This is a genomic window from Vagococcus silagei (assembly GCF_004795745.1).
GTDB classification, from domain to species: domain Bacteria; phylum Bacillota; class Bacilli; order Lactobacillales; family Vagococcaceae; genus Vagococcus; species Vagococcus silagei.
The window spans coordinates 1-25,944 of record NZ_SDGV01000017.1 but is presented as its reverse complement, the minus strand read 5'-3'; the positions used below and the strand labels follow the sequence as shown (position 1 = coordinate 25,944).

Annotated in this window: 28 protein-coding genes and 1 tRNA gene; 19 read left to right on the top strand and 10 right to left on the bottom strand. The window is 34.0% G+C overall.

Features of this window, described 5'->3' with window-relative positions:
* Nucleotides 1–43 precede the first annotated feature (43 nt).
* From nrdF to nrdH, 4 genes are read right to left on the bottom strand one after another with little or no spacing between them, the layout of a single operon-like run.
* On the bottom strand, nt 44–1,006 hold the full coding sequence (nrdF, locus tag ESZ54_RS07430) for a class 1b ribonucleoside-diphosphate reductase subunit beta (protein WP_420824358.1): 963 nt from the start codon (nt 1,004–1,006) through the stop codon (nt 44–46).
* Nucleotides 1,007–1,026: 20 nt separating this feature from the next.
* Nucleotides 1,027–3,186: a class 1b ribonucleoside-diphosphate reductase subunit alpha gene (gene nrdE / locus ESZ54_RS07425; RefSeq protein WP_136137037.1), complete on the bottom strand. Its 2,160-nt coding sequence runs from the start codon at nt 3,184–3,186 to the stop codon at nt 1,027–1,029.
* Complete coding sequence (nrdI, locus tag ESZ54_RS07420) at nt 3,176–3,544, bottom strand: class Ib ribonucleoside-diphosphate reductase assembly flavoprotein NrdI (RefSeq protein WP_136137036.1); 369 nt, start codon at nt 3,542–3,544, stop codon at nt 3,176–3,178. The genes nrdE and nrdI overlap by 11 nt, the downstream gene beginning before the upstream one ends.
* 2 nt (nt 3,545–3,546) lie before the next feature.
* On the bottom strand, nt 3,547–3,780 hold the full coding sequence (gene nrdH / locus ESZ54_RS07415; protein ID WP_136137035.1) for a glutaredoxin-like protein NrdH: 234 nt from the start codon (nt 3,778–3,780) through the stop codon (nt 3,547–3,549).
* A 375-nt stretch (nt 3,781–4,155) separates the two neighbouring features.
* Between nrdH and ESZ54_RS07410 the strand changes: the two genes are divergently transcribed.
* The 5 genes from ESZ54_RS07410 to ESZ54_RS07390 all read left to right on the top strand — a co-directional run bounded on the left by ESZ54_RS07410 (nt 4,156) and on the right by ESZ54_RS07390 (nt 8,058).
* Nucleotides 4,156–4,632 (top strand): FeoA family protein, encoded by a 477-nt coding sequence (locus tag ESZ54_RS07410; protein WP_136137034.1) that lies wholly within the window; start codon nt 4,156–4,158, stop codon nt 4,630–4,632.
* The gene (gene feoB / locus ESZ54_RS07405; RefSeq protein ID WP_136137033.1) at nt 4,632–6,785 is read left to right on the top strand and encodes a ferrous iron transport protein B; all 2,154 of its coding nucleotides are present in this window, start codon (nt 4,632–4,634) and stop codon (nt 6,783–6,785) included. The genes ESZ54_RS07410 and feoB overlap by 1 nt, the downstream gene beginning before the upstream one ends.
* A gap of 11 nt (nt 6,786–6,796) precedes the next feature.
* Entirely contained in the window at nt 6,797–6,952 is a 156-nt protein-coding gene (locus ESZ54_RS07400; protein WP_239433769.1) for a FeoB-associated Cys-rich membrane protein, read from the top strand.
* 502 nt (nt 6,953–7,454) lie between these two features.
* Entirely contained in the window at nt 7,455–7,916 is a 462-nt protein-coding gene (locus ESZ54_RS07395) for a hypothetical protein (RefSeq protein WP_136137031.1), read from the top strand.
* Nucleotides 7,917–7,985: 69 nt separating this feature from the next.
* Nucleotides 7,986–8,058, top strand: a tRNA-Lys gene (locus ESZ54_RS07390).
* A 208-nt stretch (nt 8,059–8,266) separates the two neighbouring features.
* Here ESZ54_RS07390 and ESZ54_RS07385 read toward each other — a convergent pair.
* The gene (locus ESZ54_RS07385; RefSeq protein ID WP_136137030.1) at nt 8,267–9,541 is read right to left on the bottom strand and encodes a hypothetical protein; all 1,275 of its coding nucleotides are present in this window, start codon (nt 9,539–9,541) and stop codon (nt 8,267–8,269) included.
* A 523-nt stretch (nt 9,542–10,064) separates the two neighbouring features.
* Here ESZ54_RS07385 and yycF point away from each other — a divergent pair.
* The 5 genes from yycF to ESZ54_RS07360 are packed head-to-tail and all read left to right on the top strand — an operon-like array spanning nt 10,065 to nt 15,542.
* On the top strand, nt 10,065–10,769 hold the full coding sequence (gene yycF / locus ESZ54_RS07380; RefSeq protein ID WP_136137029.1) for a response regulator YycF: 705 nt from the start codon (nt 10,065–10,067) through the stop codon (nt 10,767–10,769).
* Between the two features lie 14 nt (nt 10,770–10,783).
* Nucleotides 10,784–12,607 (top strand): cell wall metabolism sensor histidine kinase WalK, encoded by a 1,824-nt coding sequence (gene walK, locus ESZ54_RS07375; protein WP_136137028.1) that lies wholly within the window; start codon nt 10,784–10,786, stop codon nt 12,605–12,607.
* Complete coding sequence (locus ESZ54_RS07370) at nt 12,604–13,884, top strand: YycH family regulatory protein (protein WP_136137027.1); 1,281 nt, start codon at nt 12,604–12,606, stop codon at nt 13,882–13,884. The genes walK and ESZ54_RS07370 overlap by 4 nt, the downstream gene beginning before the upstream one ends.
* On the top strand, nt 13,884–14,711 hold the full coding sequence (locus ESZ54_RS07365; protein WP_136137026.1) for a two-component system regulatory protein YycI: 828 nt from the start codon (nt 13,884–13,886) through the stop codon (nt 14,709–14,711). The genes ESZ54_RS07370 and ESZ54_RS07365 overlap by 1 nt, the downstream gene beginning before the upstream one ends.
* A 27-nt stretch (nt 14,712–14,738) precedes the next feature.
* Complete coding sequence (locus tag ESZ54_RS07360; RefSeq protein WP_136137025.1) at nt 14,739–15,542, top strand: MBL fold metallo-hydrolase; 804 nt, start codon at nt 14,739–14,741, stop codon at nt 15,540–15,542.
* 83 nt (nt 15,543–15,625) lie between these two features.
* Here the strand turns inward: ESZ54_RS07360 and ESZ54_RS07355 are convergent, their stop codons facing one another.
* Together ESZ54_RS07355 and ESZ54_RS07350 are read right to left on the bottom strand one after the other, a co-directional pair.
* A complete protein-coding gene (locus ESZ54_RS07355) occupies nt 15,626–16,420 on the bottom strand; it encodes an ABC transporter permease (RefSeq protein ID WP_136137024.1) in 795 nt (264 codons plus the stop codon).
* Between the two features lie 5 nt (nt 16,421–16,425).
* Entirely contained in the window at nt 16,426–17,385 is a 960-nt protein-coding gene (locus ESZ54_RS07350) for an ABC transporter ATP-binding protein (protein ID WP_136137023.1), read from the bottom strand.
* 211 nt (nt 17,386–17,596) lie between these two features.
* Here ESZ54_RS07350 and ESZ54_RS07345 point away from each other — a divergent pair, with 211 nt between their 5' ends.
* On the top strand, nt 17,597–18,379 hold the full coding sequence (locus ESZ54_RS07345) for a polysaccharide deacetylase family protein (RefSeq protein ID WP_136137022.1): 783 nt from the start codon (nt 17,597–17,599) through the stop codon (nt 18,377–18,379).
* Nucleotides 18,380–18,403: 24 nt separating this feature from the next.
* Complete coding sequence (locus tag ESZ54_RS07340; protein WP_136137021.1) at nt 18,404–19,225, top strand: metallophosphoesterase; 822 nt, start codon at nt 18,404–18,406, stop codon at nt 19,223–19,225.
* 48 nt (nt 19,226–19,273) lie between these two features.
* Here the strand turns inward: ESZ54_RS07340 and ESZ54_RS07335 are convergent, their stop codons facing one another.
* A complete protein-coding gene (locus ESZ54_RS07335; protein WP_420824359.1) occupies nt 19,274–20,620 on the bottom strand; it encodes a S1C family serine protease in 1,347 nt (448 codons plus the stop codon).
* Nucleotides 20,621–21,023: 403 nt separating this feature from the next.
* Here ESZ54_RS07335 and ESZ54_RS12785 point away from each other — a divergent pair, with 403 nt between their 5' ends.
* The 7 genes from ESZ54_RS12785 to ESZ54_RS12670 all read left to right on the top strand — a co-directional run bounded on the left by ESZ54_RS12785 (nt 21,024) and on the right by ESZ54_RS12670 (nt 24,462).
* The gene (locus tag ESZ54_RS12785; RefSeq protein WP_338065526.1) at nt 21,024–21,350 is read left to right on the top strand and encodes a beta-galactosidase; all 327 of its coding nucleotides are present in this window, start codon (nt 21,024–21,026) and stop codon (nt 21,348–21,350) included.
* A 102-nt stretch (nt 21,351–21,452) separates the two neighbouring features.
* A complete protein-coding gene (locus ESZ54_RS12780) occupies nt 21,453–21,587 on the top strand; it encodes a hypothetical protein (RefSeq protein ID WP_338065525.1) in 135 nt (44 codons plus the stop codon).
* Nucleotides 21,588–21,599: 12 nt separating this feature from the next.
* Complete coding sequence (locus ESZ54_RS12775; RefSeq protein ID WP_338065524.1) at nt 21,600–22,049, top strand: beta-galactosidase; 450 nt, start codon at nt 21,600–21,602, stop codon at nt 22,047–22,049.
* 409 nt (nt 22,050–22,458) lie between these two features.
* Nucleotides 22,459–22,641 (top strand): hypothetical protein, encoded by a 183-nt coding sequence (locus tag ESZ54_RS12680; RefSeq protein ID WP_239433768.1) that lies wholly within the window; start codon nt 22,459–22,461, stop codon nt 22,639–22,641.
* A gap of 383 nt (nt 22,642–23,024) precedes the next feature.
* On the top strand, nt 23,025–23,504 hold the full coding sequence (rlmH, locus tag ESZ54_RS07325; RefSeq protein ID WP_136137019.1) for a 23S rRNA (pseudouridine(1915)-N(3))-methyltransferase RlmH: 480 nt from the start codon (nt 23,025–23,027) through the stop codon (nt 23,502–23,504).
* A 136-nt stretch (nt 23,505–23,640) separates the two neighbouring features.
* Nucleotides 23,641–23,844 (top strand): helix-turn-helix domain-containing protein, encoded by a 204-nt coding sequence (locus ESZ54_RS12675; protein WP_275426546.1) that lies wholly within the window; start codon nt 23,641–23,643, stop codon nt 23,842–23,844.
* Nucleotides 23,845–23,937: 93 nt separating this feature from the next.
* Complete coding sequence (locus ESZ54_RS12670; RefSeq protein ID WP_239433767.1) at nt 23,938–24,462, top strand: hypothetical protein; 525 nt, start codon at nt 23,938–23,940, stop codon at nt 24,460–24,462.
* On the opposite strand, the gene ESZ54_RS07315 is transcribed toward ESZ54_RS12670, so the two are convergent.
* Together ESZ54_RS07315 and ESZ54_RS07310 are read right to left on the bottom strand one after the other, a co-directional pair.
* Nucleotides 24,423–25,562, bottom strand: a complete 1,140-nt coding sequence (locus ESZ54_RS07315; RefSeq protein ID WP_136137018.1) for a transposase — start codon at nt 25,560–25,562, stop codon at nt 24,423–24,425. The two genes, ESZ54_RS12670 and ESZ54_RS07315, sit on opposite strands and share 40 nt — an antisense overlap.
* A 58-nt stretch (nt 25,563–25,620) precedes the next feature.
* A partial coding sequence (locus ESZ54_RS07310; protein WP_162615058.1) for a transposase occupies nt 25,621–25,944 on the bottom strand: 324 nt, incomplete at its 5' end.

Sequence of the window (25,944 nt, the reverse complement as noted above, 5' to 3'; positions counted from 1 at the left end):
AGATGAAATCTTTATTTTGACAAAGATTTCATCTTTTTTATTATTATTTTTTCATACCGATTAAGTAGTCATCATCTTCCATTGCTTCAACCGTTCCTAAAAGGTAACCATTTCCAACTTGCGAGAAGAAATCGTGATTACTAGTACCTGTAGATAATCCATTCATAACAATTGGATTGACATCATTAGCAGTATCAGGGAATAGAGGATCCATACCCAGATTCATTAATGCTTTATTAGCGTTATAACGTAAGAAAGTTTTCACTTCTTCAGTCCAGCCTAATTTATCATAAAGAAGTTCTGTATATTTTTCTTCATTTTCATAAAGCGTGAAGAGTAAATTATACATCCATTCCTTCATCTCTTGTTGTTCATTTTCATTTAATTCATTAAAACCTAATTGGAATTTATAGCCAATATATGTACCATGAACTGATTCGTCGCGAATAATTAATTTAATAATTTCAGCCACGTTAGGTAATTTATTGTTTCCTAGGTAATACAATGGCGCGTAAAATCCAGAGTAGAATAAGAACGTTTCAGCATAAACACTGGCAACTTTTTTTTGTAAAGGTGTTCCAGTTAAATAAATTTCATTGATAATCTTAGCTTTAACTTGTAAATGTTCGTTTGAATTCGTCCATTCAAAAATGTCATCAATTTCAGCTTTAGTATTTAAAGTACTGAAGATTGAAGAGTAACTTTTAGCATGGACAGACTCCATAAATTGAATATTATTTAAGACAGCTTCTTCATGCTGTGTTCTAACATCAGGACGAAGTGCTTCGATGGCACTCTCAGATTGGATGGTATCAAGTAAAGTTAGACCTCCAAAAACAAGTCCAATGTTTTCTTTTTCATCTTCGGTCAACGTACGCCAGTCGTCTAAATCATTTGATAAAGGAATACGAGTGTCTAACCAAAATTGTTCTGTCAATTTTTCCCAAGTTGACTTATCAATTAAATCTTCGACAGCATTCCAGTTTATGGCTTCATAATAGTTCATTGTTGTTTTCTCCATCCTTTCTAAATTACACAGCTTTCACATTGATTACTACCGATTTCCTCAGCGTCATCTGTGAAGGTTCTGACGTAATAGATTGATTTAATCCCTTGATGGAAGGCGTAATGACGGAGGATATTTAAATCACGTGTTGTTTGTTTGGTTGTTGTTTTCCACTCGTAAAGCCCTTCAGGGATTTCTGAACGCATGAAGAGTGTTAAACTTATGCCCTGATCAATGTGTTTTTGTGCAGTTGCATAAACATCAATAACTTTACGCATATCCATATCATAAGCTGAGACATAGTAAGGTAAGCTTTCGTTCGAAAGATGAGCTGCAGGGTAATAAATTTTACCGATTTTTTTCTCTTGGCGTTCTTCAATCAAACGTGTGATTGGATGTAAGCTTGCGCTTGTATCGTTAATATATGAAATTGAGCCGTTTGGCGCCACTGCTAGACGGTTTTGATGATATAAGCCATCTTTTTTAATACTTTGTCTTAGGGCTTCCCAGTCGCTTGCAGTCGGAATAAAGATATCTTTGAAAAGAGCTTTAACTTTGTCCGATTGTGGTAAGACAGGAGTCTCAATATAGCGGTCAAAATAGCTACCAGATGCATAAGTTGAATTTTCAAAATTATGGAAAGTTGTCTTTCTCTCTCTAGCTAGATTATTACTTTCAACTAAAGTCCAATAGTTGAGAAGCATGAAATAGATATTTGTGAAATCTAATGATTCTTCTGAACCATACATCATTTGATTTTTGGCAAAATAGGTATGTAGTCCCATCGCACCCAAGCCGATTGTGTGGCTCAAACTATTACCGTTTTTGATAGAAGGAACAACATCAATACTTGATGCATCGGTTACAGCTGTCAAAGCTCTGGTCATGGTACGGACAGATTGACCGAAATCAGGACTTTCCATCAAATTAACAATATTTGTTGAACCAAGATTACATGAAATATCAGTTCCAAGCACTTCATACTCTTGTCGATCATTAATAGCTGAAGGTTGTTGCACTTGTAAAATTTCTGAACAAAGATTACTCATAATAATTTTACCATCTATTGGATTTTCGCGATTAGCAGTATCGATGTTAATAATATATGGATAACCAGATTCTTGTTGTAGTTTACTGATTTCATTTTCAAGATAGCGAGCGCTTATTTTTTGTTTACGGACCTTTGGATTTGCAACAAGTTCATCATATTTTTCCGAAATATCAATATATGAGAAAGGTACCCCATACTCGCGTTCAATACTATACGGACTAAAGAGATACATGTCCTCGTTATTACGTGCCAGTTCGTAAAATTTATCAGGAACAACAAGTCCGAGTGATAAAGTTTTTACGCGGATTTTTTCATCAGCATTTTCTTTTTTAGTTGAAAGGAATTGCTCAATATCTGGGTGGAAGACGTTTAAGTAAACCACACCAGCTCCTTGACGTTGACCAAGTTGATTACTATAACTAAAACTATCTTCGAATAATTTCATGACAGGGACAACACCACTTGCAGCACCCTCAAAACCTTTGATGGGTGCCCCGGCTTCACGAAGATTTGAAAGTGAAACGCCAACGCCACCACCAATACGAGATAGTTGTAGGGCACTATTAATTGAGCGACCAATACTGTTCATATCATCGGTAACTTGGATTAAGAAACAGGAAACAAGTTCACCACGACGTTTACGACCAGCATTTAAAAATGATGGCGTTGCAGGTTGGTAACGTTGATAAATCATTTCTTCAGCAAGAGCTAAAGCTAAGTCTTCATCTCCATTAGCAAAATAAAGCGCGTTGAACGCCACACGGTCTTCGTATTTTTCGAGATAGTGTGAGCCATCATCAGATTTTAAAGCGTATTGCGAATAAAATTTATAAGCAGCCATGAATGATTTAAAACTAAAGTGCGGTTCATCTAAATAGGCATATAATTTTTCAATAAATTCTGGCGAATATTGTTTAATAAATTCAGCTTCAATATATTCATTTTCCACAAGATAGTTAATCTTTTCAACATTTGTTGCAAATGTTTTTGTATGTGGAATAACATTTTCTTCAAAAAAAGCAGCTAATGCTTCTTTATCTTTAAAAAGTGGAATTTGATCGTCAACAGGGCGATTAATTTCATTGTTTAACTCAAAGTATGAGACATCTTTTAGTTCTTTAAGATTCAAATTGATTCACTACTTTCCTAAAATTTTTAACATCTTCTTCGGTACCATTAAATTCAAAAGCGAAGATAAGTGGAACGTTGTAATCACTCGCAATGTCTTTTGCAGTAAAAATAAAAAGGTCAGCAAAGTTTCGATTGCCGCCTCCTGCTACCCCTAAGAGATGTGATTGGTTACTTTTGTACTCAATAAAATCGTTCACTACTTCTGTGACTTCGGCATCATAGGTAGGAACGACTAGTAAATAAGGTTCATTTATTTCGTAGAATGGATTATTGGTATCAATTTCATAAGCAGGAAAATCCAATTTCTTAATAAAGCGTTTGGTTTGTCCAGTTAAAGAGAAATAAACTAATTTCATCTTTAAATTGCCAAGGCTCTAAGTTGGTCTGGTCTAAAACCGACAATTGCAATGCGATCATCATTTGTTGTAATAACTGGAACACTTTGAAAACCTTGTGCTTTTAATTGATCAATATATTGTGGTTCATTATCGATATTAACTTCTACAAAATCAACGCCTTTTTCGGCTAAAAATTTCTTTGTCATCATACATTGAGGACAATTATTTTTTGAATATAAGGTAATTGCTGTCATAATTACTCACTCCATTTTCTTCTAAATTACCATCGCTCTGAAAATCTTTTTTCAAGAATGATTATAGATATTAGTATATCGTGATTCGACAAAAAGTCAATCAGTAAACACTAGATATTGTGTCTAAAAAAAATATGCATACCATGTTTTGTGATTTCGGGCGTATGAAAGGCGTGGTCATTTGTTTTCAATTTTTTTCATTATGACTAACTTTAAGCAGATTTATTTTTATGCATAAGTGTCTAAATTCACAATATCTGATTGACTATTAGTAGAAAGACTCGTAAAATAAAAGCTGTACATTGATAATGGTTATCATTATCAATCGAAGACTAAGTTAATTATTATAAAGATGTATATAGGAGGAGAAGTTAAGTGGAATCACTAATGTCATGCTCAGTAAATCACATGTATGAGTTTGTTGGCTTTACTGGAACGGAATCTGAGGAACAACATTTGCGCCATTTGGGTTTAACCGAAGGAACAATACTACATATTATTGCAAAACCAGATCAACAGTCGTTGATTATTTTTTTCAGACAAACGCGTTTAGGTTTAGATGCGTCAATTGCTGATAAAATTAAAGTCGTGCCAAAGGGAGTATCAGCCCTTTCTTCAGCTATCCCACTTTCGGAGACATCAATTGGGCAAACAACCCGTGTTGTGAAATTGTTAGGTACTGGTTCAGTCAAACGTCGTCTAATGGATATGGGTTTAACGAAAGGAACCGTGATTACAGTCAGAAAATATGCGCCAATGGGAGATCCAATAGAGGTAACCGTTCGTAATTACGAATTAACACTTAGAAAAGCTGAAGCAGAAATGATATTAGTAGAAAAAGGTGGAGCATAATGAGTAAAGAGATATTTTCAGTTGCATTAGTTGGAAATCCCAATAGTGGAAAAACGAGTCTTTTCAATGCGTTAACAGGAAATAAGCAATCCGTTGGTAATTGGCCTGGTGTGACTGTCGAGCGAAAATCAGGTCGATTGAAAACTGATAAGACAATAGTTTTACAGGACTTACCTGGTATATATTCTCTTTCGCCTTATTCTCCAGAAGAGATAATTGCTCGTGATTATTTAGTTGAATCTTGCCCTGATATTATTTTAAACATTATTGATGCAACTAATATAGAAAGAAATCTTTATTTAACGACACAATTACTTGAAATTGGTGTCCCAGTTATTGTAGTACTAAATATGATGGATGTCGTGAAGAAATCAGGAGATCGTATCAATTGTGACAAATTGTCATACCAATTGGGTGCACCCATCATTCCAATCAGTGTTGTTAAAAATGAAGGTATTTCGGCAATTAAAGAAAAGATTGATGCTTATCGCAATAAAGATATTAAACAGCAACATTTAGTTTTTGAGAATCGTTTAGAAGCAGCTTTAGCTGATATTGTTAAAGTTGTGGAAAAGTATGTGCCGACTCCTCGTGTACGTTGGTACGCCGTAAAACTGTTCGAACAAGATGAGAAAGTGTTAGATATGATCAAAATGACACAAGAGGATCAAGCTGAAATCCATGATATTGTCGATGTTTCAGAACAAATCATGGATGATGATAGTGTGAGTATCATGGTTAATGAACGCTATGAACTCATAGATAAGATTGTGAACTTGAGTGTCGTTAAATCAAACTCAGTTTCCGCAAGCGTCAGTGATAAGATTGACCGCGTTGTGACAAATAAATGGCTATCACTGCCAATCTTTGCGTTTGTGATGTGGTTTGTTTATTATCTATCAATTCAGACAGTGGGTACTATGGGAACGGATTGGGTGAATGATGTCCTATTTGGTGAAATTGTACCTAACACAGTGACCCAGTGGTTACATGCAATGAATGTTGCACCTTGGATGGAGTCTTTAATTATTGATGGTATTATTGCAGGTGTCGGAGCTGTTTTAGGCTTCTTACCGCAATTGATTGTCCTCTTCTTATGTTTATCCTTCTTAGAAGACTGCGGCTATATGAGTCGAATTGCTTTTGTGATGGATCGTTTGTTTAGACGGTTTGGCTTATCAGGTAAGTCATTTATTCCAATGTTAGTTGCAACAGGTTGTGGCGTGCCGGGCGTGATGGCGAGTCGTACAATCGAAAATGAAAAAGACCGCCGAATGACAATTATGACAACAACCTTTATGCCTTGCTCGGCTAAGTTACCTATTATTGGTTTAATATCAGGTGCTTTTTTTCCACAAAATTCGTGGGTGGCGCCATCTGCATATTTTCTTGGAATCGGAACGATTGTCTTTTCAGGAATTGTCTTGAAGAAAACGCAAATGTTTAGTGGTGAAACAGCACCATTTATTATGGAGTTGCCAGCATATCACTTGCCACGATTAAAGAATAGTGTGCAACAAACATATGACCGATCAAAATCATTCGTAAAAAAAGCCGGAACAATTATTTTTGCTAGTTCCGTTATTATTTGGTTCTTATCAGCATTCAATTATCGTTTAGAGATGGTTGAAACAGATAAAAGTATGTTAGCTGCCGTAGGTCGTGCTATTGCTATTTTGTTTGCTCCGCTAGGATGGGGTCAATGGCAATCAGCAGTTGCAGCAATTACAGGCTTAATTGCCAAAGAAAATGTTGTCGGAACATTTGGTATTCTGTACGGACATTTAGATGAAGTTTCTGAAACTGGAACGGAAATTTGGGGTCAATTGAGTCTAAGTTTAACGGCACTTGCAGGTTATTCATTCTTAATTTTTAATTTACTATGTGCACCATGCTTTGCAGCAATCGGTGCGATTCGTCGTGAAATGAATGATTGGCGCTGGACAACGTTGGCAATTGCCTATCAATGTGGGATTGCTTATGTCGTAAGTTTCATCGTTTATCAATTAGGTGGTGTTATAATCGGTGAACATGAATTTGGTTTTGCACCGGCATTAGCTGTCATCTTTGTTATTGGTATGATTTATGCATTATTTAGAGTTACGAAACCAGCGAAAGAAACCGAAACTGTTGCGGGCATTCAATTATTATAGGAGGGATCATCTTGGGAACTATTATTTTAAGTATTCTTATCTTTGGTTTTGTTGCTTGGATTATCTACAAATATGCAATAAAAAAAGAGTCAACTTGTGATTGTTCTTCTGTGGATTGTCCAATTAGTAAATCAAATCAAAAAAAGAAAACTAAAGATCATGCATAACTTAATCATTTATTTATGATACATTTTGGGTAATGTCGCTTAATCGGACTAGAAAAGATCTTTTTGTTTGATAAAAGACTGTATAGTAAGAGATGGGGAAGGGCGATGGCCCAAATAAAATAAATCGATTATTTTAGATAAAGATTCAACATTGGGGGAATGCTGAGTCTTTTTTCTATGCTTGCGTGTTGTAAACGAATTTATTTAGGAGATGATTACTGAGGTCAGAAGAACACCGGACTCTTAATCCGTGGGTCGCCTGTTCTAATGAAGTAAAATGATTATATTTAGATGAAATCTTAGCTTGGCACTGAGGACTAGTGTGTCTTTCTCTATGCTGAACGATGCATTAGGAATTGTCGTTTAATCGGACAAAAATACAAAATATTGCTTATAAAAAAGGGTGTATATTAATAAACAGGGAAGGGAGATGGCCTTTAATTATTTTAAGGTGAAGAGATTTACGAACCTCTTCCCTATTTTTTTGAAAGGAGGAATTTCAGTGAGACGACATTCATTAATGAGTCAAAAGCCATATCAGATTCTACTCCATAATACCATTGCTGAGTTTCAACATACCGAGTTTTTTACCAAACTTTCAGCAAAAGAACAAGAAGTATCTAGTCAAATTATTACCATATTTAGCGATTACATGTGGAATATTCACCATCAAGTATTTAGAACATGGCGTTTTCAATCATTTGTTGACGCTTTAATGCACAGTTTTAAGTTCGAGTTAGCAACAAATTGTTTTTTCCTTGAGCAAATCGAAAATGTCTTACTGAAATTCACCTTCTTTTTATATCAAGATTTAAAAATGAAGCAAGTATTAAAAATGGCTTACTCAATCTCTGTGACGTGTGAAGCGTTATTCAATGAAACGACTTTTAGTGTTGATAAAAAAGAACTTCAAATGATAGATGAGATCATTGTTGAAATAAAAAATTCATACACTTTTAAGTAAAAAATAGAAGTTCAATTAATAAAAAAACTATTGAAATATAAAAATGACAGTGCTATAATTATGTGGTCAGGGCTGTTAGCTCAGTTGGTAGAGCAACGGACTCTTAATCCGTGGGTCGCGGGTTCGAGCCCCGCACAGCCCATCTGATAGGAACGTTGATAGGTAAGCATTTATAAGGTGCTTAGTTATCAGCGTTTTTTCTTTGTTTTAGTGTTTGGTGATAAAAGAAATATTTTTTGTAGCAAACAAATGACTATATAGTTAGTCTTAAGTGATGAGAAAAAGCGAATCAAAATAAAAATATAACTAAAAAAACAGCAAACTGTTAACTCGTTTGCTGTTTTTGATTTTTAATAAGTATCTACTGATCCGTCATGTTTGACAAGATAGTTATAAATGGTGATTTTTCCATTATCTTGAGGAGTGCTATATTCAATTTTTAGGCCTTCAGGAACCTTCTGGATGGATTGTAGAATGGCATCAGCTCGACCTAACGAATTATGATAGTCAGTCGCAATACCAAGCGCGACGCCTTGATCAATTTCGATTGAATTTGGATTCTTTGGCAGATCACGATAAAAGACATTTTCGACAATTTGAGCGTGTGAATTTATCGTGATTTTGTTGTATCTAATCTTATCTTCTAACGTACTGACTGGATATTGAAAACTAAAATTACCAAAATCATCCTCCGATAATAGTACATAATCATTGGAACCTAATTGTTCTTTGATATAGAACATTGCGTCTTGAGCCGAATGAATTGTTGCAGTCGATGGTGTTGAAGCAATTTGCGTGTCGGGTCCGTTTTGAATGTCAGTAGCAGCCGTTAGTTCTCTTTTAGCAGTTATTTCTTCCTCAGTTTTAATTTCTTTTTTCATATCAACTAAATTTTTTTCTAATTCACTACAACTATTTTCAGCAAGATAGCTATCGATAATTGTTTTTGCTTCAGAATACTGTTGCTTTGATAAGTGCTTTTGAGCAGAAATTAAAGTTTTGAGGTCATTTAACCTAATTGTCATTTCTAATTCTTCGTTAGGTGTTAATTTTTCAGAAGCTAATAGTTGTTCAATTAAGTTCTGAGCATCCGACCATTTTTGATTTTTGATAAGTTTAGGTAAGTACTTGGAACAAATTGTATCACGTTGTTGCTCCTGCTTTTTTCGCTGTTTAACTTCTTCATTTGAGGTTAACTTTTTTAGCACAATGTTGTCTTTTGGATCTTTTGCTTTGAAAACAAGCTCGTCGTTTTTTGCGTCTACTTGATAACCACTTTCAAGATTAAATTGATTTCTTTTTTCTTTAGATGTTAACAGTTCAATTGATTTATTTTCAATTTTGTAAGGAATATGTACGTTTTTGGGCGAAAAGACTAGATCAATCAACTTTGAATTAGGTGTTGTTAATTGCTTTGTTGTTTGATCGCTATAAGATAGATTTGAAACGGAAGGATATAGCACCATTTTATTAGATTCAAAAGAGACCATGACATTAACGTTTACTGTATCAATAGTTTGAGCAAAATACCAAACGTTTTTAGAGAGATGATTTTGTGTGATTTGGCTACAGGAAATCAATAAAAAAAGAAGCGGTAAGAAAGAAATATAAAGTAATTTTTTCATAGTTATCTCTCCTATTCTTTTCAACAGAATCAATATGTTAATAATATTGTACTTGTTATTCGAAGAACATTCAATATGCATTTTTATTCATTTAAACAGAAAATAATTATACACTATAGTATATAACGTGTCTTATGTTTTTTAATAAATAAAAAAAACAAAGAAAGTAGAGTGGAGCTCTACTTCCTTTGCCGGCACAAGAAAAATTTATAAGGGAAGGGGAAAACTAGTCTTGTGCCTAAGATTAGCCGAATAAATTAATTAAATTAATTTATACACTAAGCTTAATCTAAAGTTGATAAAATAACAATAGCGTTTTATTAATTATTTAGTTTTTTTTAATAATTTTTGTGTTATTTCAAAATAAATATGATTTGAATGTTTTTTCAAAAAACGAATTATAAAAATGCTAAAAAAACACTAAAACATTGACCAATAATGTAAAAACTTTTTTAAAGTCAGTAAAATAATGTATAATGGGACTGATGAGGAATTATTAATGTTTAATCCAGGAGGATGACTAATGAAGAAAATATTAGTAGTTGATGACGAGAAGCCAATTTCAGATATCGTCAAATTTAATTTAACAAAAGAAGGATATGAAGTTTTCACTGCTTTCGATGGTGAAGAAGCGATTGAAAGAGTTGTTGAAATTGAACCCGATTTAATTTTATTGGACTTAATGTTACCAAAAAAAGATGGACTAGAGGTTTGTCGTGAAGTTAGGAAAAATTATGAAATGCCTATTATTATGGTAACAGCAAAAGATTCAGAGATAGATAAAGTCTTAGGCTTAGAGTTAGGAGCAGATGACTATGTTACAAAACCTTTCTCAAATCGTGAACTAGTTGCGCGTGTAAAAGCTAATTTACGACGTCAAGGCAGTCACTCAACTAAAATTGATGAAGAAGTGACAAATGAATTAAATATTGGTGCTCTGACAATTCACCCTGATTCGTATACTGTTTCAAAACGTGGTGAATCTATTGAATTGACACACCGTGAATTTGAATTACTTCACTATCTTGCCAAACATATTGGTCAAGTAATGACTCGCGAACATTTATTACAAACGGTTTGGGGTTATGACTACTTTGGTGATGTTCGAACAGTTGATGTGACCGTTCGACGTTTAAGAGAAAAAATTGAAGATAGTCCAAGCCATCCAACATGGTTAGTGACCCGACGAGGTGTTGGTTACTATTTAAGAAATCCAGAACAAGACTAGGAGTTTAGCTTTTTATGAAAAAAAAAATTCGCTTTTTCTCCTCGGTACATTTTAAAATTGCAGTTGTATTTGTGTTGCTCCTAATGATTTCAATTGAAATCATTGGGGCCATTTTTATTCGTGAACTTGAATCAACAACGATTAAAAGTTTTGAAGAAAGTGTTACGAGTCAAGTTGAAACTCTGGCAACAAATATCAGCGGAGAACTTAATAAATATCGAGAAGATGTAGAAGCAAGTAATTTAAAACGAACACTGTCTGAGTTTGCTAAGAGTGATATTTTAGAAGCGCGCTTGGTTGATGAAAAGGGAACAGTGCTTGCAACAAGTGATCCTAATCTTCAAAGTGATGTAGGTAAAAAAAATGATTTTGAACTCTTCAATACTTTTAATCAAAGGCAAGAGGAGCAACGAGACCCGATTACAGGTCGTAGGGTGTATATTAACATTCAACAAGTCTACTCACCGACAGGAGACTCTGTGATTGGGTATTTGTATGTAAAAAGTGATATTGAAAGTAAATATCAAGAAGTAAATGATATTGCAGTTATTTTTCTGACAGCATCAATGATCGCATTAACAGTGTCTCTTGTGATTGCCTTATTGGTTTCTCGCACTATCACTAAACCAATCAGTGAGATGCGACAACAAGCAATGCGGATTGCAAATGGTGATTATTCACATAAAGTTGAAGTTTACGGAAAAGATGAACTTGGGCAATTGGGTGAAACAATTAATGAAGTATCAGCTCGTACGGAAGAGGCGCAAGAAATCATGGAAGCTGAGCGACGTCGTCTAGATAGTGTGTTATCTCACATGACAGATGGTGTTATTGGGACTGATCGTAGAGGGAATATTATTATTGCTAATGATATGGCAATGGAATTTTTACATACACAATCAGAAGATGTTTTAGGACAGTCAATTTTAGAACTTTTACGTTTGAATGAAGATTATACTTTCCGAAGTCTTTTAGAGCAGCCAGAAGGTATCTTACTTGATTTAACTGAAAATTATGCCCAACCAATGATTTTAAAGGCTGAGTTTTCAATGATTCGTCGTGAATCAGGCTTTATTAGTGGGCTAGTGTGTGTGTTGCATGATGTAACTGAGAAAGAAAAAGACGAGGAAGAACGACGTCAATTCGTATCTAATGTCTCACACGAATTACGCACACCTTTAACAAGTCTACGTAGTTATCTTGAGGCTTTAGCGGATGGTGCATGGCAAGATCCTGAAGTCGCACCAGAGTTTTTAAAAGTGACGCAAGAGGAAACCAATCGAATGATCCGTATGATTAATGATTTACTTCAATTATCACGGATGGATTCAAATAAAATTGAATTAAAAAAAGAATTAGTCAATTTGAATGAATTATTTGATTATGTTCTGGATCGCTTTGACATGGTGATTAAAGATAGCGAAAAAAATTATACAATTAAGCGCGAATATACAATGCGCACTATTTGGGTTGAAATCGATACTGATCGGATTGTGCAGGTTTTAGACAACATTCTAAATAATGCGATGAAATACTCACCAGCAGGTGGCACAATAACTTGTCGACTTTTGGAAACCCATAAAAATGTTATCTTGAGTATTTCTGATGAAGGTTTGGGAATACCTAAGAAAAACTTAGGTCGCGTTTTTGATCGTTTTTATCGCGTTGATAAGGCCCGTTCAAGAGCAATGGGTGGTTCAGGATTAGGTTTAGCTATTTCAAAAGAATCAATTAATGCTCATGGCGGTAGTATTTGGGTAGAGAGTGAAGAAGATAAAGGTTCAACATTCTTTATTTCATTACCTTATGAGCCTTATGAGGAGGACTTGTGGGAATGAGTAAAATAATCGGTAGAGTAATTAAAGTGAGTTTAATGGTGCTCATTGCAACAAGTTTGTTGCTCTCGTGGAAAATTTGGACCAAACCAACAAGTCGTTCAATTGAAAATTCTGATAAAAAAACATCTGATATAGTACAAAAAAAACCTATTACAGATGTTTATACACCGACTAAGCTTTTTTATCATCAAGAAAAAGAAAATATTCTTTACACCAATCGTGAATCTTTTGTGATGGATGTCCAACAACAAATTGTGAAACTTGATATTCAAAATGGTGAGTTTATTTCAACTAAAGAACGGAATGAATTGATGGATCAGGAAGATTTTATTGATTTATCAAATCCTTATGAAATACCGTTAACTTTTTATTTGAAAATGAATCATTTAAATCAAGATAAGTTACCCCATCAAGCAGAACAATTTAAATTTAATCATTTAATAGTGTCTTTTCAAAAAAATCGCATGTACTTTAGTAATCGTGATCAATCTCAAGTTTTTGCTTTTGACATTTCAAGTAATTTGGACACTGTAAAACAAACAGTCAAACATTCAGATGTGGATTACTTCAGAGTAACCAATAATAAAGAAAATTTAGGTAATGTTTATTACATGGCCGAAGAAACAGAACTACAAATATATAGTTACATAGTTCAAACACAATCTCTAACAGTCTTTTCTAGGGCATTCTTTAGTCAATCAGATGATTTGTTTACAAATGAAGGTGCTAAAGATGATGTGAATTTATCTAACAGTGAAGGTGAATCTTTAAACATTGATTCTAAAACTGGTGAAGTCAATTATTATGGAAAGCTAAAACAAAAAAGCTCGACAGTCTTTGAAGATAGTTTCCAGTATATTCAAAATTTAGGAACCGCATTAGGAACTTTTAAATTCTTTAATGTGGATGATTCTAAGATAATCTATCGCAATTATGTTGAAGGCTTTCCTGTTTTTGGTCCAAATCGTAAGGGAGAGATTGATGTTTTAATTCGTAATGAACAAAACGTTCATTTAGCAACTAATCAAGAGACAATCCAAATTCCAATTCCTTCAAAGGAAACGAAGATTTTACCACCAACTCAAACAATGTTAGATGAATTATTTGCTTTGAGTGCGGATCCTGAAAAAGTTCAAGATATTCAAATTGCTTATGAATGGCAAGCAAATTCAGAGACCAAGCAAGTTGTTGACTTAGTTCCACAATGGTACATTCGTTACAACCGTGAATGGCATTCATTTGATGAATTGAAAAAACAGTTTGGAGGCGAACGCTAATGGATTTTAGACGTGTTGAAGGTATTTTCTTAGTTGTTTTCCTCTTTTTGAATATTTTTCTTTTTTATATTTATCAGGAAGGCAAGGTTGAATCAGAAACCGCTGTTTCGGGAACTATTTCTGACCGAATCGAACAACGGCTTGTTGCAGATGAGATAGATTATCCTGAAAAATTATCGATTGATAAGCAAGAGGGGTACTATTTATCGGCAAGCGAAGTTGAGTTAAAACCATTAGCAACTAAGGATTTAAACAATCAAGAATGGTATATTGAAAATAATAGATTATATAGTAAAGTTTTTAGTTCTATTCAGTCAAGTGATGCTGAAAGTTTTGATGGAGCAAAGGCATTTGTAAAGCATGAAGGTAATGTTATTGAGGGAAATAAGTACTATTTGAATAAGAATCGTAGTAAAATGAATAAAGAATATTATTTTAGCCAAAAATGGGAAAACATTCCTTTTTTAGATGAAACTTCAGCTTTAGTATTAAAGGCTAAAAAAAATCAATTGAATCAAGTGGTTTTTGATTCATATGAGCAGACGATGTTAGCAGACGATGTTGAGCCTTTAAGGGAAAAACAATTATTAATTTCTGAGAGAGAAGCGATTATAAGCTTATACACAAATAATCGTTTGCAGCCTAAATCAGATATTAAGTGGATTGAATTAGGTTATTCACGAATGTTTACTGTGCGAGGTAGGAGTGTTTTTATTCCAACTTGGTTTGTTGATGTGAGTGTGAATAAGAATAATTCTCAAGTTGAACGTGTGAACGCCTTTACAGGTGGGATTTTATCATCAAATGTTTCAGAGGTTAAAAATTAACAATTACCGGAGAGAGGAAGTATTTTTTTGGACAATAATCAATTTAATATTAGTGTTTTAGCAAGTGGTAGTTCAGGTAATTGTTTATATGTTGAAACAGGAACTCAACGTATTCTTGTTGACGCTGGATTAAGTGGCAAAAAAATTACAGGCTTATTAGCACAAATTGATCGTAAACCTGAAGATTTAGACGCTATTTTAGTGACACATGAGCATCGTGATCATATTCATGGGGTAGGTGTCTTGGCACGAAAATACAATTTAGATGTCTATGCCAATGAAGATACATGGAAAGCAATGGATCCGATGATAGGTAAAATTGATGTCGTTCAAAAACATATCTTTAATATGGGTTCGACTTTAACACTTGGAGACGTGGATATCGAGAGCTTTGGTGTTTCTCATGATGCTGTCGCACCACAGTTCTATCAATTTCACAAAGACAAAAAAAGCTTTGTGTTGTTAACAGATACGGGCTATTGTAGTGACCGTGTTCGTGGCATTATCAAAAATGCAGATGCGTACTTAATGGAAAGTAATCACGATATCAATATGTTGCGTGTCGGTAGCTATCCTTGGAGTACGAAACAACGTATTTTAGGTGATCGTGGCCATTTATCCAATGTTGATGGTGCACTTGTTGCGACTGATGTGATTGGAGATAAAACGAAACGTATTTATTTAGGTCACTTGAGTCGCGAGAATAATTTAAAAGAGTTAGCGAACATGACGATGACGCAAACTTTACAAGAACATGATTTTGATGCAGGCAAGCAAATATTAATCTGTGATACCGATCCAGAGATAGCTTGTCCACTATTTTCATTATAGAAAACAAAAAATAGAACCCTTTTGAATCACTGCCAAAACCTAAATTTTGGTGGCCGATTCAAGAGGGGTCTTTTTTGCTGTCTTTAGCGAACAGCCATTTTCTTAAAGCGTTTCATACCAAGCATCCCCATGCCAATCGTAAAGACTAGGATACCCGCTATGCTTAACCATAGTGGCATTGCATTACTACTTGAAACCAATGTGTGACGTAGGGCCTCGTTAATATAAACGAGTGGATTCAAGAGTACGAGGTATTGATAAATAGGTAGCGCACTTAATGAATCCCAAGTAAAGAAGATAGCTCCAGTGAAGATAACTGGCATCAAAAAACCGGGGAACATTGCTGCGATTTGCATAGGTTTAACAATTGTTCCGACCAGTAACCCTAAATTAGCTGAAGTGACAGAACTTAATAACAGAATAAGAATAAGAAGCATCATTTTTTCAAAAGAGACATCAAACTTTAAGTAACTTCCCATAAAAATAAGCGAAATTGGCAGTACGATTAAGGCTCCAATCCAAGACTCAATCATTCCAACAACCATTTTTGACCAAGCGGTAACATTAATACTTACAGGTGCTTGTAAACGATCCTCGATTTCACGTGAGTTGTTAAAATCCATTGATAATGGAACAGCTGTTCCGTGAATGCCTGTTACCAATAAACTCATACCAAGCATCCCTGGAAACATTTGATTTGGAAAATCGGGTGACAGGATGCCGATTTTCGGTAGCACATAGCCATAGGTCAAGATCAGAATGAATGGGAGCATCCCAACACGGAAAATGAACTCACCTAAATTTCGATATTGAATCAGTAAATCGCGTTTGACCATTGTCCAAAAAACTTGTTTAGTTGAAATTGTTGTTGTTTCCATTTTATTTACGCTCCTTTGTTTTCAGTAGTGAGATGAATGAAAATATCATCTAGTGTCGTATGACTTAATTGAATATTTTCAAGCTTTAATTGGGAGTCATCTAGATAACTTAAAATCTCATTTAAAGCTTTTTTACTGTCATGTGGATACACAGTCAGCGTTTTTTCATCTTTTTTAACAACATTTTTTATTGTTTGGAATTTACTTAAGCGGAATTCTAATCCCAATGGAATTTTATCGAGTGTGACATAAATAATACTTTCGGATGGTACAAGTTTTCTTAACTCAGCAAGGGTTCCGATTGCTTTGATTTCACCAGTATTATAGACGGCAATTCGGTCAGAAAAGCGTTCTGGTTCTTCCATATAGTGTGTGGTTAAAAAGACGGTCGTATTGTTCTCTTTATTTAGACGTAAAACGTGTTGCCATAAAATTTTGCGGTATGCTGGATCTAATCCAGTTGTTGGTTCATCAAGAAAAAGTAGTTTAGGCTCATGCATAATTGCTCGTGCAATTTTTAAACGTTGCGCCATTCCTCCTGAAAAACTTTTAACATAGTCATCTTTCCAATCTGCCAAACCAAAGTCTCTCAGCAATTCATGTGCTTTACTTTCAGCAGCACTTTGAGTCATGCCGAAGTATTTACCATGGTAAACAAGATTTTCAAAGGCAGATAACCCTCGGTCAAGATTATTGTGCTGTGCAACAACCCCAATTTTTTGTCTAGCGGCAATTGGATTATTCACAATGGATTCGCCGTCGATTAAGATTTCACCGCTCGTGATTGATAGTTGTGTTGTAATCATATTAATGGTTGTACTTTTACCGGCACCATTTGGTCCTAAGAAACTGAAAATTTCCCCTTCTTCTAAGTAGAAACTGATGTCATTAACGGCTGTGTGTATGTCTCCGTTGGCTTTCACAAATTTTTTAACAAGGTTTTTAACTTCTAAAATCTTAGACATATTCTCCCTCTCCTTTTTATTTACATTTGTAATCTATATGTAGTTTACGATTGTAGTCGTAAAAAATCAAGCTATATTCTCAAATAAATTTAAGCATTCTTTATTTTATTCCAATTCTTAATAAAAAATAAGGAAACGACAAGTTTTAGTTTATATTTTCGGCTTTGTAACTTGATAAGCTATTTTTATCAAACAATCAAAGGAGACGCTTATGTCAAAACATATATCATTAATACTAATAGGATGCATTGTGCTGTTAATGCTAGGCGCAGGGCTTTATTACTATCAAAATGTTCTTGCGGAACAATCAGTGACGGTTGATCATAATAAAAATGCGACTAGTTCAAAAAAAATAACCCAGCAATCTACATCAGAGCGTAAGTTACACGAAAACAAAAAGACTGACCATACGAATATAAAAGCAAGTGATAATATAGTAGCTTTAACATTTGATGATGGGCCTAACACAACGAGTACAAAAAAGATTCTTGAAATCTTAAAACGCCAAAATGTACAAGCTACATTTTTTATGGTGGGCACACAAGTCGAAAAGAATGAGGCAATGGTTAAACAAGTAAAGGAAGAAGGACATGAGATTGCCAGTCATACTTATTCCCATAAGAATCTAATGACAGGTACTTCTGCCGAGATTGAAAAGGAAGTCGGCGATTTAAATCGTTTATTTAAAAGAATTACAGGTAGTGAACCTAAATACTTAAGACCGCCATTTGGTGTCTATGATACGTATAATCGAGAAAAATTTGGAATGCCAATTGCGCTGTGGAATGAGGATAGTCAAGATTGGGTATCTAGAGATTCAGAAAAAATCAAAACGCAAGTCTTAAATGCAATCCGTCCACAGAGTGTCGTTTTATTTCATGATATTTACGCTGAAACAGCAGCGGTAATCGAGTCAATCATTGAGAGTTTAAAAGAAAAAAATTATCATTTTGTTTCGGTAACAGACTACTACAAAATAATTAAAATAAATTAAATAGCTAAATGTGAGGTAGAATAAATGAAAAAAATAGTTAAGAAATTAATGATCATCATCATACTAATTATCGTCTTGATTACGATTTACGCATTCAAAATTGAACCAAGTCTAGTCTCAGTAAAAACAACAGAATTGGGTAAAAAAGGAAGTAAAAATCAGCTTAAAGTCATTCAGTTAGCTGATACTCATTTATCTGAATCTCATAATGTTGAGTATTTACCTGAAATAATTGAAAAAGTGAATAATGAAGATCCAGATTTAATTGTTTTTACAGGCGATTTATTTGATAATTTTGCTAAATACGGGGCCGAAATTGATGTCTCAAAATATTTGAGTCAATTAAAAGCAAAGCAAGGGAAATTTGCAGTGTGGGGAAATCATGATTACGGAGGTGGCGCTGCTAATGCCTATGAGGAAATTATGAAAGAGAGTGGCTTTACTCTTTTGAATAATTCAGGTGAAACACTCAAGCTTGCAAATGGTAAGCGTATGTTTATTGGTGGTTTGGATGATTCGATTTTGGGTCAACCTTCTGTTCCGGATTTATTGTCTTATCGTAAAGATGAAGATTTCTCATTAATTTTGACGCATGAACCAGATGTAGCGACTCATTTTAATAAAGAAGGAGTGGACTTGACTTTAGCGGGACATAGTCATGGTGGCCAAGTAAAACTACCATTTACAAAACCAATCAAAACTAGACTGGCTGAAAAGTATACGAAAGGCTTCTATAAATTATCTGATGGGACACAACTATTTGTTAGCTCTGGGATTGGGACTACGCGAATTAACGCACGATTTGGCGTTAAACCTGAGATAAATGCTTATCAAGTAGGTCTGTAACAAAAAAGAAGCAGACAATAAGCTGTCTGCTTCTTTTTTTGTTACAATCTAAGGTTGAGAATCGTTATTTTGATTTTGTTTTAACTGTTTTTCAAGTTGACTAGTATCTTTATCTAACTTAACGGTTGTCTCTTTTTTCTTACCGTCTTGGTAATATTCGATTTCCATTTTGTCGCCAACTTTTTTATTGTAAAGCTGTGTTTGTAAGTCGGTTACGTTTTGAATATCTTTGCCTTCAATTTTTGTGATTACAGAGAATTTATTGATTCCAGCTTTTTCAGCTGGAGAATCTTTTTCAACAGAACCTACTACAACGCCACCGTGAATTTTTTCTGGATCAATTTTTAAGACATTCGTTTGATCTTCAATGCTGACACTGCTTAGATCAAGCATTGTGATACCAAGCATTGGTCGAATCACTTTACCATCTTTTTCAAGTTGATTAATAATGTTAACAACATCGTTACTTGGAATTGCAAAGCCCATACCTTCAGCAGAAACACCGTTACCTGTAGCAGCTATTTTGCTTGAGTTAATACCAATCACTTGACCAGATAGGTTAACTAAGGCGCCACCAGAGTTACCAGGATTGATCGCAGCATCAGTTTGAATTGCGTTAATGTTAATGGTTTGATTATCTTCATTTTTATTGGTAATCATACGATCTTTAGCTGAAACAATACCTTGAGAAACTGAGTTCGCAAAGGTTGAACCAAGTGGAGACCCCATTGCTAGAGCAGGTTCACCAACTTTTACTGCATTTGAATCAGCAAATTCAGCCACTGTTGTGACTTCTTTACTATCAATTTCAAGAACAGCTAAATCGCTATATGCATCTGTTCCGACAATTTTAGCCGGAATATTTTCACCATTATTAAACATAATTTTAACAGCATCCGCACCTTGAACGACGTGGTTATTCGTTACAACATAAGCTTTATTGCCCTCTTTACGGTAAATCACACCACTACCTTCACCAGCTTCCTGTAGTTCATCTTTAGAACTATCACTTGCACCTTCTTTAGATTGACCGAAAAATTGTTCTAATTGAGACAATTGTGAATTTTTCTTTTGTAGAGTTGTGACAGACACTACGGCGTTATCCATTTTTTCAACAGCTTTTGTCACGTCAGTATTGACGTCCATCTTTACGTTGGCCACTTTTGTTTTACCATCTTTCACAGGTTGAGTGATAGATTGAGTGGGTTGGCTAGAAGTAGGGCTAGTTAAATTGTCATAAGTGACATACCCTCCCACAACAAGTGCACCCCCAAGGACACCTCCTAGTAAAGATAAGCCAAATTTTTTCATTGGATTAGATTGTTTGGCAGGTTTAACTGTTTTGTAATTATCAGATTTATTTGATCGATTAGGCGTTACGTCTTTTCTCATAATTGGCGGTGAATGAACACCTGACCTCCTTTATTTGGTTTTTTGATATGTACAATATGTTTCTTTCTCTCTATCAATACTAACACTATAATCTTAAAATTTGAAAAAAACGTGAAAAACGTATGTAAAAAAACAAGAAATCGATTATGAGATTAAGCAACATTTGATGAATTGCGAACAAATATAGAAAAAATAGCGAAGAAGAGTGCGTAGAATCAATCAAGTTTAGCTGTAACTATCAAATAAGTAAAAGGGATGCTTGGTATAATGATTAAATAAAATATCACAATTAAGCAGTTAAAATTGTTTCGAAATCTTATATAAATTGGTTGGGATTTTGATAGCAAGCCTTTTTTGCCGATAAAATAAGAGTAGAGATAAGAAAAAGTCCAAAAGGAGTCTGAATATGACTAAATTTGAAATTAAAGATGAATTCTATTATAACGATAAGCAAGTTAAGATAATTTCTGATGTTATTCATTATTTTCGGGTTGTTCCTGAGTACTGGTTGGACCGCTTAGAAAAATCAAAAGCATTAGGTTGTAATACTGTTGAAACGTATGTACCATGGAATCTACACGAACTTCATGAAGGACAGTTTAACTATACTGTTTCTTTAGATTTAAGGCGCCTCATTTTAATGGCGGATTCATTAGACTTACATGTGATTTTACGTCCTGCACCTTATATATGCGCAGAAATTGAGTTTGGTGGTTTGCCTTATTGGTTGTAAAACTATCCAAATTTAAAAATTCTTTTTGATAATTCTATATTTTTGGAAAAAATCGATATTTTGAAGGACTATTTAAACAGGTTGTTGATTTGCAAGTCACAAGTGGTAAACCATATTAATATGGCACAAATTGAAAATGAGTATGTAAGTTATTCAAATGATCACGATTATTTAAATAAACTAGCAGATTTAATGATGAAACACGGTATTAATGTTCCTTTTGTGACGTCTGATTGACCATGGGGGGAGATGCTTGAAAATGGCACAATTTCAGAGCGAGCTTTGCCTACCATTAATTGTGGTTCAAAAATTAAAGAAGATTTTGCGCCCTTAAAAAAAAATAACGGACAGAAACGGCCATTAATGGTAATGGAATTTTGGATTGGTTGGTTTGATGCGTGGGGAGATGAGGGACATCATATCGTAGACGAACAAGTAACGGCCAATGAATTAGCTGTTATCTTAGCAGAAGGTTCTGTCAATATTTACATGTTTCATGGTAGTACTAATTTTGGCTTTATGAATGGTTCAAATTATTATGGCAAGCTCACACCTGATGTTACTAGTTATGATTATGAAGCACTTTTAACTGAATGGGGTGGCAAGATACCAAATTATCATGCCTTTCAAAAAGCAATTGCACAGTATACGAAAATTCCTGAAGTGAAGTTATCAACAACCATTAAAAAAATGGATTAGGGGGAACTTTTACCAATTGTTAAAACAAGTCTCTTTCATAATTTAGTTGACTTAAGTAAAAAATTGGTGTTGAAAAATCCGCTTACAATGGAAGAAGTGAATCAATCAACAGGATATATTTACTATCAAACTCAGTTAGACACTGCAAGAGAGATTGACGATTTTCGACTGCTCCCGACGCCCGGGCGTATGTTTTTATCAATGATCAATTGCAGTTCATCCAATATGATTTAGAATTAGGTAAACAAGTATCGATTCAACTAGTACAACCAAAAAATATACTCGGCATTCTTGTAGAAATTATGTGATGCGTGAATTATTCCGTAAAAATGAATCAACAGCAAAAAGGGATTCGAGGGGGGGGGATTGTTAATCCTATCAAAGCAATTGGGAAATCTATTCTTTACCAATGGATAATTTAACAGAATTGAGTTTTGATCTCGCATGGATTGAAAAACAACCAAGTTTCTATCTTTTTAAGTTAAACATCACTGAAGTTGGTGATACATTTATTGATTTATCAGGTTGGGGTAAAGGCTTTGTGAGGGTGAATCAATTCAATATCGGTCGTTTTTGGGAGAAAGCCCCATAACAAAGACTTTATATTCCAGGACATTTGTTACACGAAGGGATGAATGAGATTATTATTTTTGAATCAGATGGTAAGATTAGTTCAAGAATTATGCTGACAGCAGAACCCAAACTAGACAAATGATGAAAATGAAGCAAACGATTCGTTATGAATGGTTTGTTTTTTTATAATTGTGTGTGACAATTTGACAGCAAATCCAAGCTAAAAAAGAATGACAAAGAGTAAAAAAAATGAGAAAATAACTAAGAATAAGAGGAGTCATCCACATGACTTATCCACAACGATGTGCACAAGTGTGGAAGCCTTTAGAAATACTTAATAAAATTTGTGTATAACTCTGTGGATAAGTGTGGATAACTTTTTAAATAATGAAGGAGTTTCTCATGAAAATAAAAATCATTGCAGTTGGAAAACTGAAAGAAAAATATCTGAAACAAGGCATAGCCGAATATCAAAAAAGACTCGGAGCCTATTGTAAATTTGAGATGATCGAAGTCGCGGATGAAAAGGCTCCAGAAACCTTAAGTGACGCGGAAATGACGCTTGTTAAACAAAAAGAGGGAGAACGTATATTAGCCAAAGTTGGTGAGCAAGATTACGTCTACGCACTAGTGATAAAAGGTGATGAGATTACCTCTGAATCATTTTCAGAAAGCATTGAAAAAATGAGTATCCAAGGTAAGAGTAATTTTACGTTTATTATTGGTGGCTCATTAGGCCTTTCAGAAGAGGTTTTACATCGAAGTAACCGTCAAATATCATTTGGTCGCATGACTTATCCACATCAGCTGATGCGTTTAATCTTGTTTGAACAAATTTATCGCTGTTTTAGAATCATGAAGAATGAACCGTATCATAAATGATGCGGTTTTTGTAGATAAATAGCAAAAATTATCAAAATAATGTCTATAGTTAATAGTAAGATTAATGTATGACGAGGTGATAATATTGGATTATACAGTGGATATTTAAAATGCGTTAATCTATATTGAAGAAAATTTGTACAATGAGATTTCTTTGGAAAAAATTTCTAAGGAAGTAGGATTGTCTCAATTTCATTTTCAAAGAATCTTTAAAAAACAGTTAAATTGTGGTGTGTATAAATATATTCAAACAAGACGTATTTCTAATGCTTCATTACTTTTATTAAATAGTAATTTAAAAATAATTGATATTACTTTGATAAGCGGTTTTTCTTCATAAGAAGCATTCTCGAGAACGTTTAAATTACATTATAATTTACCTCCTTGTCAATATAGGGTTCAGTTTAAAAAACTATTTAGGAGGAAACTTGAGATGGATGAATTAAAGATTAAAGGTTGGCATGTTTCTGGTAGTAATTTTGATAAGTATGATGTGACTATGGATCATACAATTTTTCATAGTGGAGTTAAGTCAGTAAAGCTTAGTCGAAAAGATAGTTTGTATACTGAAGATTTTATAACAGTTATGCAACAGGTGAGTGCTAAGAACTATATTAATAAGCGCATTAGATTTAGTGGTTATTTTAAAACTAAAGATATTGATGGTTGGGGAGGCCTTTGGGTTAGAATAGACGGACAACAATTTGAACAGTTGAATTTTGACAATATGCAAAATAGACCTATTGTTGGAACTAACGATTGGAATTATTATTCATCAGTGTTAGATGTTAGTGAAGAAGCAGAAGTACTAAATATAGGTTTCTTGTTACAAGGAAAGGGCGAATTATGGGCAGATGATTTTTGTTTAGAAATTGTTTCTAAGGATGTAAAAACAACTGATTTTGATAATTTGGACTCTTATCCAGATGAGCCACAAAATCTTTCTTTTGTAGAATAGGAAGTATAATAATTGAATATGATTATAAGAGGATGACCCAAAAGTCTCTCTAAATAAAACAAGCATTCAAAAATGATGAATATCATTTCAGAATGCTTGTTTTTTTGTAGATTTTGTTTAATATCCATTCTACTCTTTCTTATTTTCCTTAAGTTTAGTGCCATAAAGGCAAATCCTAGTTCCTGTGTAATCTTATCTTTTCCTCTTACTGAGAATCGAGTAAATGCCAAATTAGCCTTCAGGTTTCCGAAAGCTGGTTCTACATCTATTTTCCTTTGGCGATAAATTGTACCTGTGACATCGTCCTGTAAGAGCTCTCTTACGTGAGCTTTAAAATATTCCCAGTTCCCGTTCTTTTGAATGACTCTATTTTTGTTACTTTTTGCACGGGTACACAAAGCTCTAACTGAACAATCCAAACATGATTTACATTCATACATTTTAAGATGTCTTTTGAATCCGAATTTATCTGTTCGAGTTGAATAGTTCCTGAATTTTACTTTTCTATTATTAGGACAAGAATACGTATCTTCTAATTCATTATATTCCCAGTTATCTGGAATAAATGGATTTTGTTTATATTTTTTAGTTTGTTCTTTTTGATATGTTGTGTAAGTAATCAACGGTGTTCGTTCAAATTCATCTAAAATAGCTTGATAGTTTTCTTCACTGCCATAACCGGCATCAGCGACAATATATGCAGGTAAGTCGAAGTATGACTTTTCAATTGTATTTAGGAATGGAATCATTGTTTTAAAATCCGTTGGATTTGAAAATGCTTCATACGCTAAAACATACTGTTGATTCGTTGCGATTTGAATATTGTAACCCGGTTTTAATTGGCCATTCATCATATGATCATCTTTCATTCTCATAAAAGTAGCGTCGTGATCTGTTTTTGAATAGCTATTTCTATTCTTAAAAATATCATGCTGTGCTATATATTTTTGTGTTCTGTAGATAAAATCAGAAAAAGCCTTGAATGCTTTTTTAGGTTTTTTTCGCTCGGAACGAAGTTCTTTTCTTGCTTGAGTATCTGAACAATTTTCAATCTTCTCATTTAAATTTGATATCTTTTTTTCTAGTTGAGCTAATTTCATAATTCACTTTTTAGAAAAGTAAACACTCGACCAATTTCAAAATCATTGTTTTTTGAAGTTAAGCGACTAGTTCTTTTCTATATTTCTCTTGTGACAATCGTTGTGCTGCAAAATTCTTTAAATTATAAGCTAGTTGAATCAATAATAGTTCCACTTGAACAATTTCTGATTGATAGTGTGTCGTATCATTTAATTTCATATGTTCTTTTAGATAGCCATTCACTCTTTCAACTGCACTTCGTTTAGCGTATAGTTTTTCCCAAGCTTTTGTTCCGCGTGCAGGATGATTAAATTTTCGTATATCACTACTTTGTTTGATTTTTATTACTTTCTGACATATTTTTTCATGAAATAGTGGACATTCACGACATTTTTGAAGTGG

What these genes read in the sequence shown, in the direction of transcription:
- nrdH (WP_136137035.1), bottom strand. Translation starts at nt 3,780, where the DNA reads ATGACAGCAATTACCTTATATTCAAAAAATAATTGTCCTCAATGTATG.
- ESZ54_RS07315 (WP_136137018.1), bottom strand. Translation starts at nt 25,562, where the DNA reads ATGAAATTAGCTCAACTAGAAAAAAAGATATCAAATTTAAATGAGAAG.
- yycF (WP_136137029.1), top strand. Translation starts at nt 10,065, where the DNA reads ATGAAGAAAATATTAGTAGTTGATGACGAGAAGCCAATTTCAGATATC.
- walK (WP_136137028.1), top strand. Translation starts at nt 10,784, where the DNA reads ATGAAAAAAAAAATTCGCTTTTTCTCCTCGGTACATTTTAAAATTGCA.
- ESZ54_RS07340 (WP_136137021.1), top strand. Translation starts at nt 18,404, where the DNA reads ATGAAAAAAATAGTTAAGAAATTAATGATCATCATCATACTAATTATC.
- rlmH (WP_136137019.1), top strand. Translation starts at nt 23,025, where the DNA reads ATGAAAATAAAAATCATTGCAGTTGGAAAACTGAAAGAAAAATATCTG.
- feoB (WP_136137033.1), top strand. Translation starts at nt 4,632, where the DNA reads ATGAGTAAAGAGATATTTTCAGTTGCATTAGTTGGAAATCCCAATAGT.
- ESZ54_RS12680 (WP_239433768.1), top strand. Translation starts at nt 22,459, where the DNA reads ATGGATAATTTAACAGAATTGAGTTTTGATCTCGCATGGATTGAAAAA.
- ESZ54_RS07350 (WP_136137023.1), bottom strand. Translation starts at nt 17,385, where the DNA reads ATGTCTAAGATTTTAGAAGTTAAAAACCTTGTTAAAAAATTTGTGAAA.
- ESZ54_RS07370 (WP_136137027.1), top strand. Translation starts at nt 12,604, where the DNA reads ATGAGTAAAATAATCGGTAGAGTAATTAAAGTGAGTTTAATGGTGCTC.
- ESZ54_RS07365 (WP_136137026.1), top strand. Translation starts at nt 13,884, where the DNA reads ATGGATTTTAGACGTGTTGAAGGTATTTTCTTAGTTGTTTTCCTCTTT.
- ESZ54_RS12670 (WP_239433767.1), top strand. Translation starts at nt 23,938, where the DNA reads ATGGATGAATTAAAGATTAAAGGTTGGCATGTTTCTGGTAGTAATTTT.
- ESZ54_RS12785 (WP_338065526.1), top strand. Translation starts at nt 21,024, where the DNA reads ATGACTAAATTTGAAATTAAAGATGAATTCTATTATAACGATAAGCAA.
- ESZ54_RS07385 (WP_136137030.1), bottom strand. Translation starts at nt 9,541, where the DNA reads ATGAAAAAATTACTTTATATTTCTTTCTTACCGCTTCTTTTTTTATTG.
- nrdF (WP_420824358.1), bottom strand. Translation starts at nt 1,006, where the DNA reads ATGAACTATTATGAAGCCATAAACTGGAATGCTGTCGAAGATTTAATT.
- ESZ54_RS07345 (WP_136137022.1), top strand. Translation starts at nt 17,597, where the DNA reads ATGTCAAAACATATATCATTAATACTAATAGGATGCATTGTGCTGTTA.
- nrdI (WP_136137036.1), bottom strand. Translation starts at nt 3,544, where the DNA reads ATGAAATTAGTTTATTTCTCTTTAACTGGACAAACCAAACGCTTTATT.
- ESZ54_RS12775 (WP_338065524.1), top strand. Translation starts at nt 21,600, where the DNA reads ATGCTTGAAAATGGCACAATTTCAGAGCGAGCTTTGCCTACCATTAAT.
- ESZ54_RS07355 (WP_136137024.1), bottom strand. Translation starts at nt 16,420, where the DNA reads ATGGAAACAACAACAATTTCAACTAAACAAGTTTTTTGGACAATGGTC.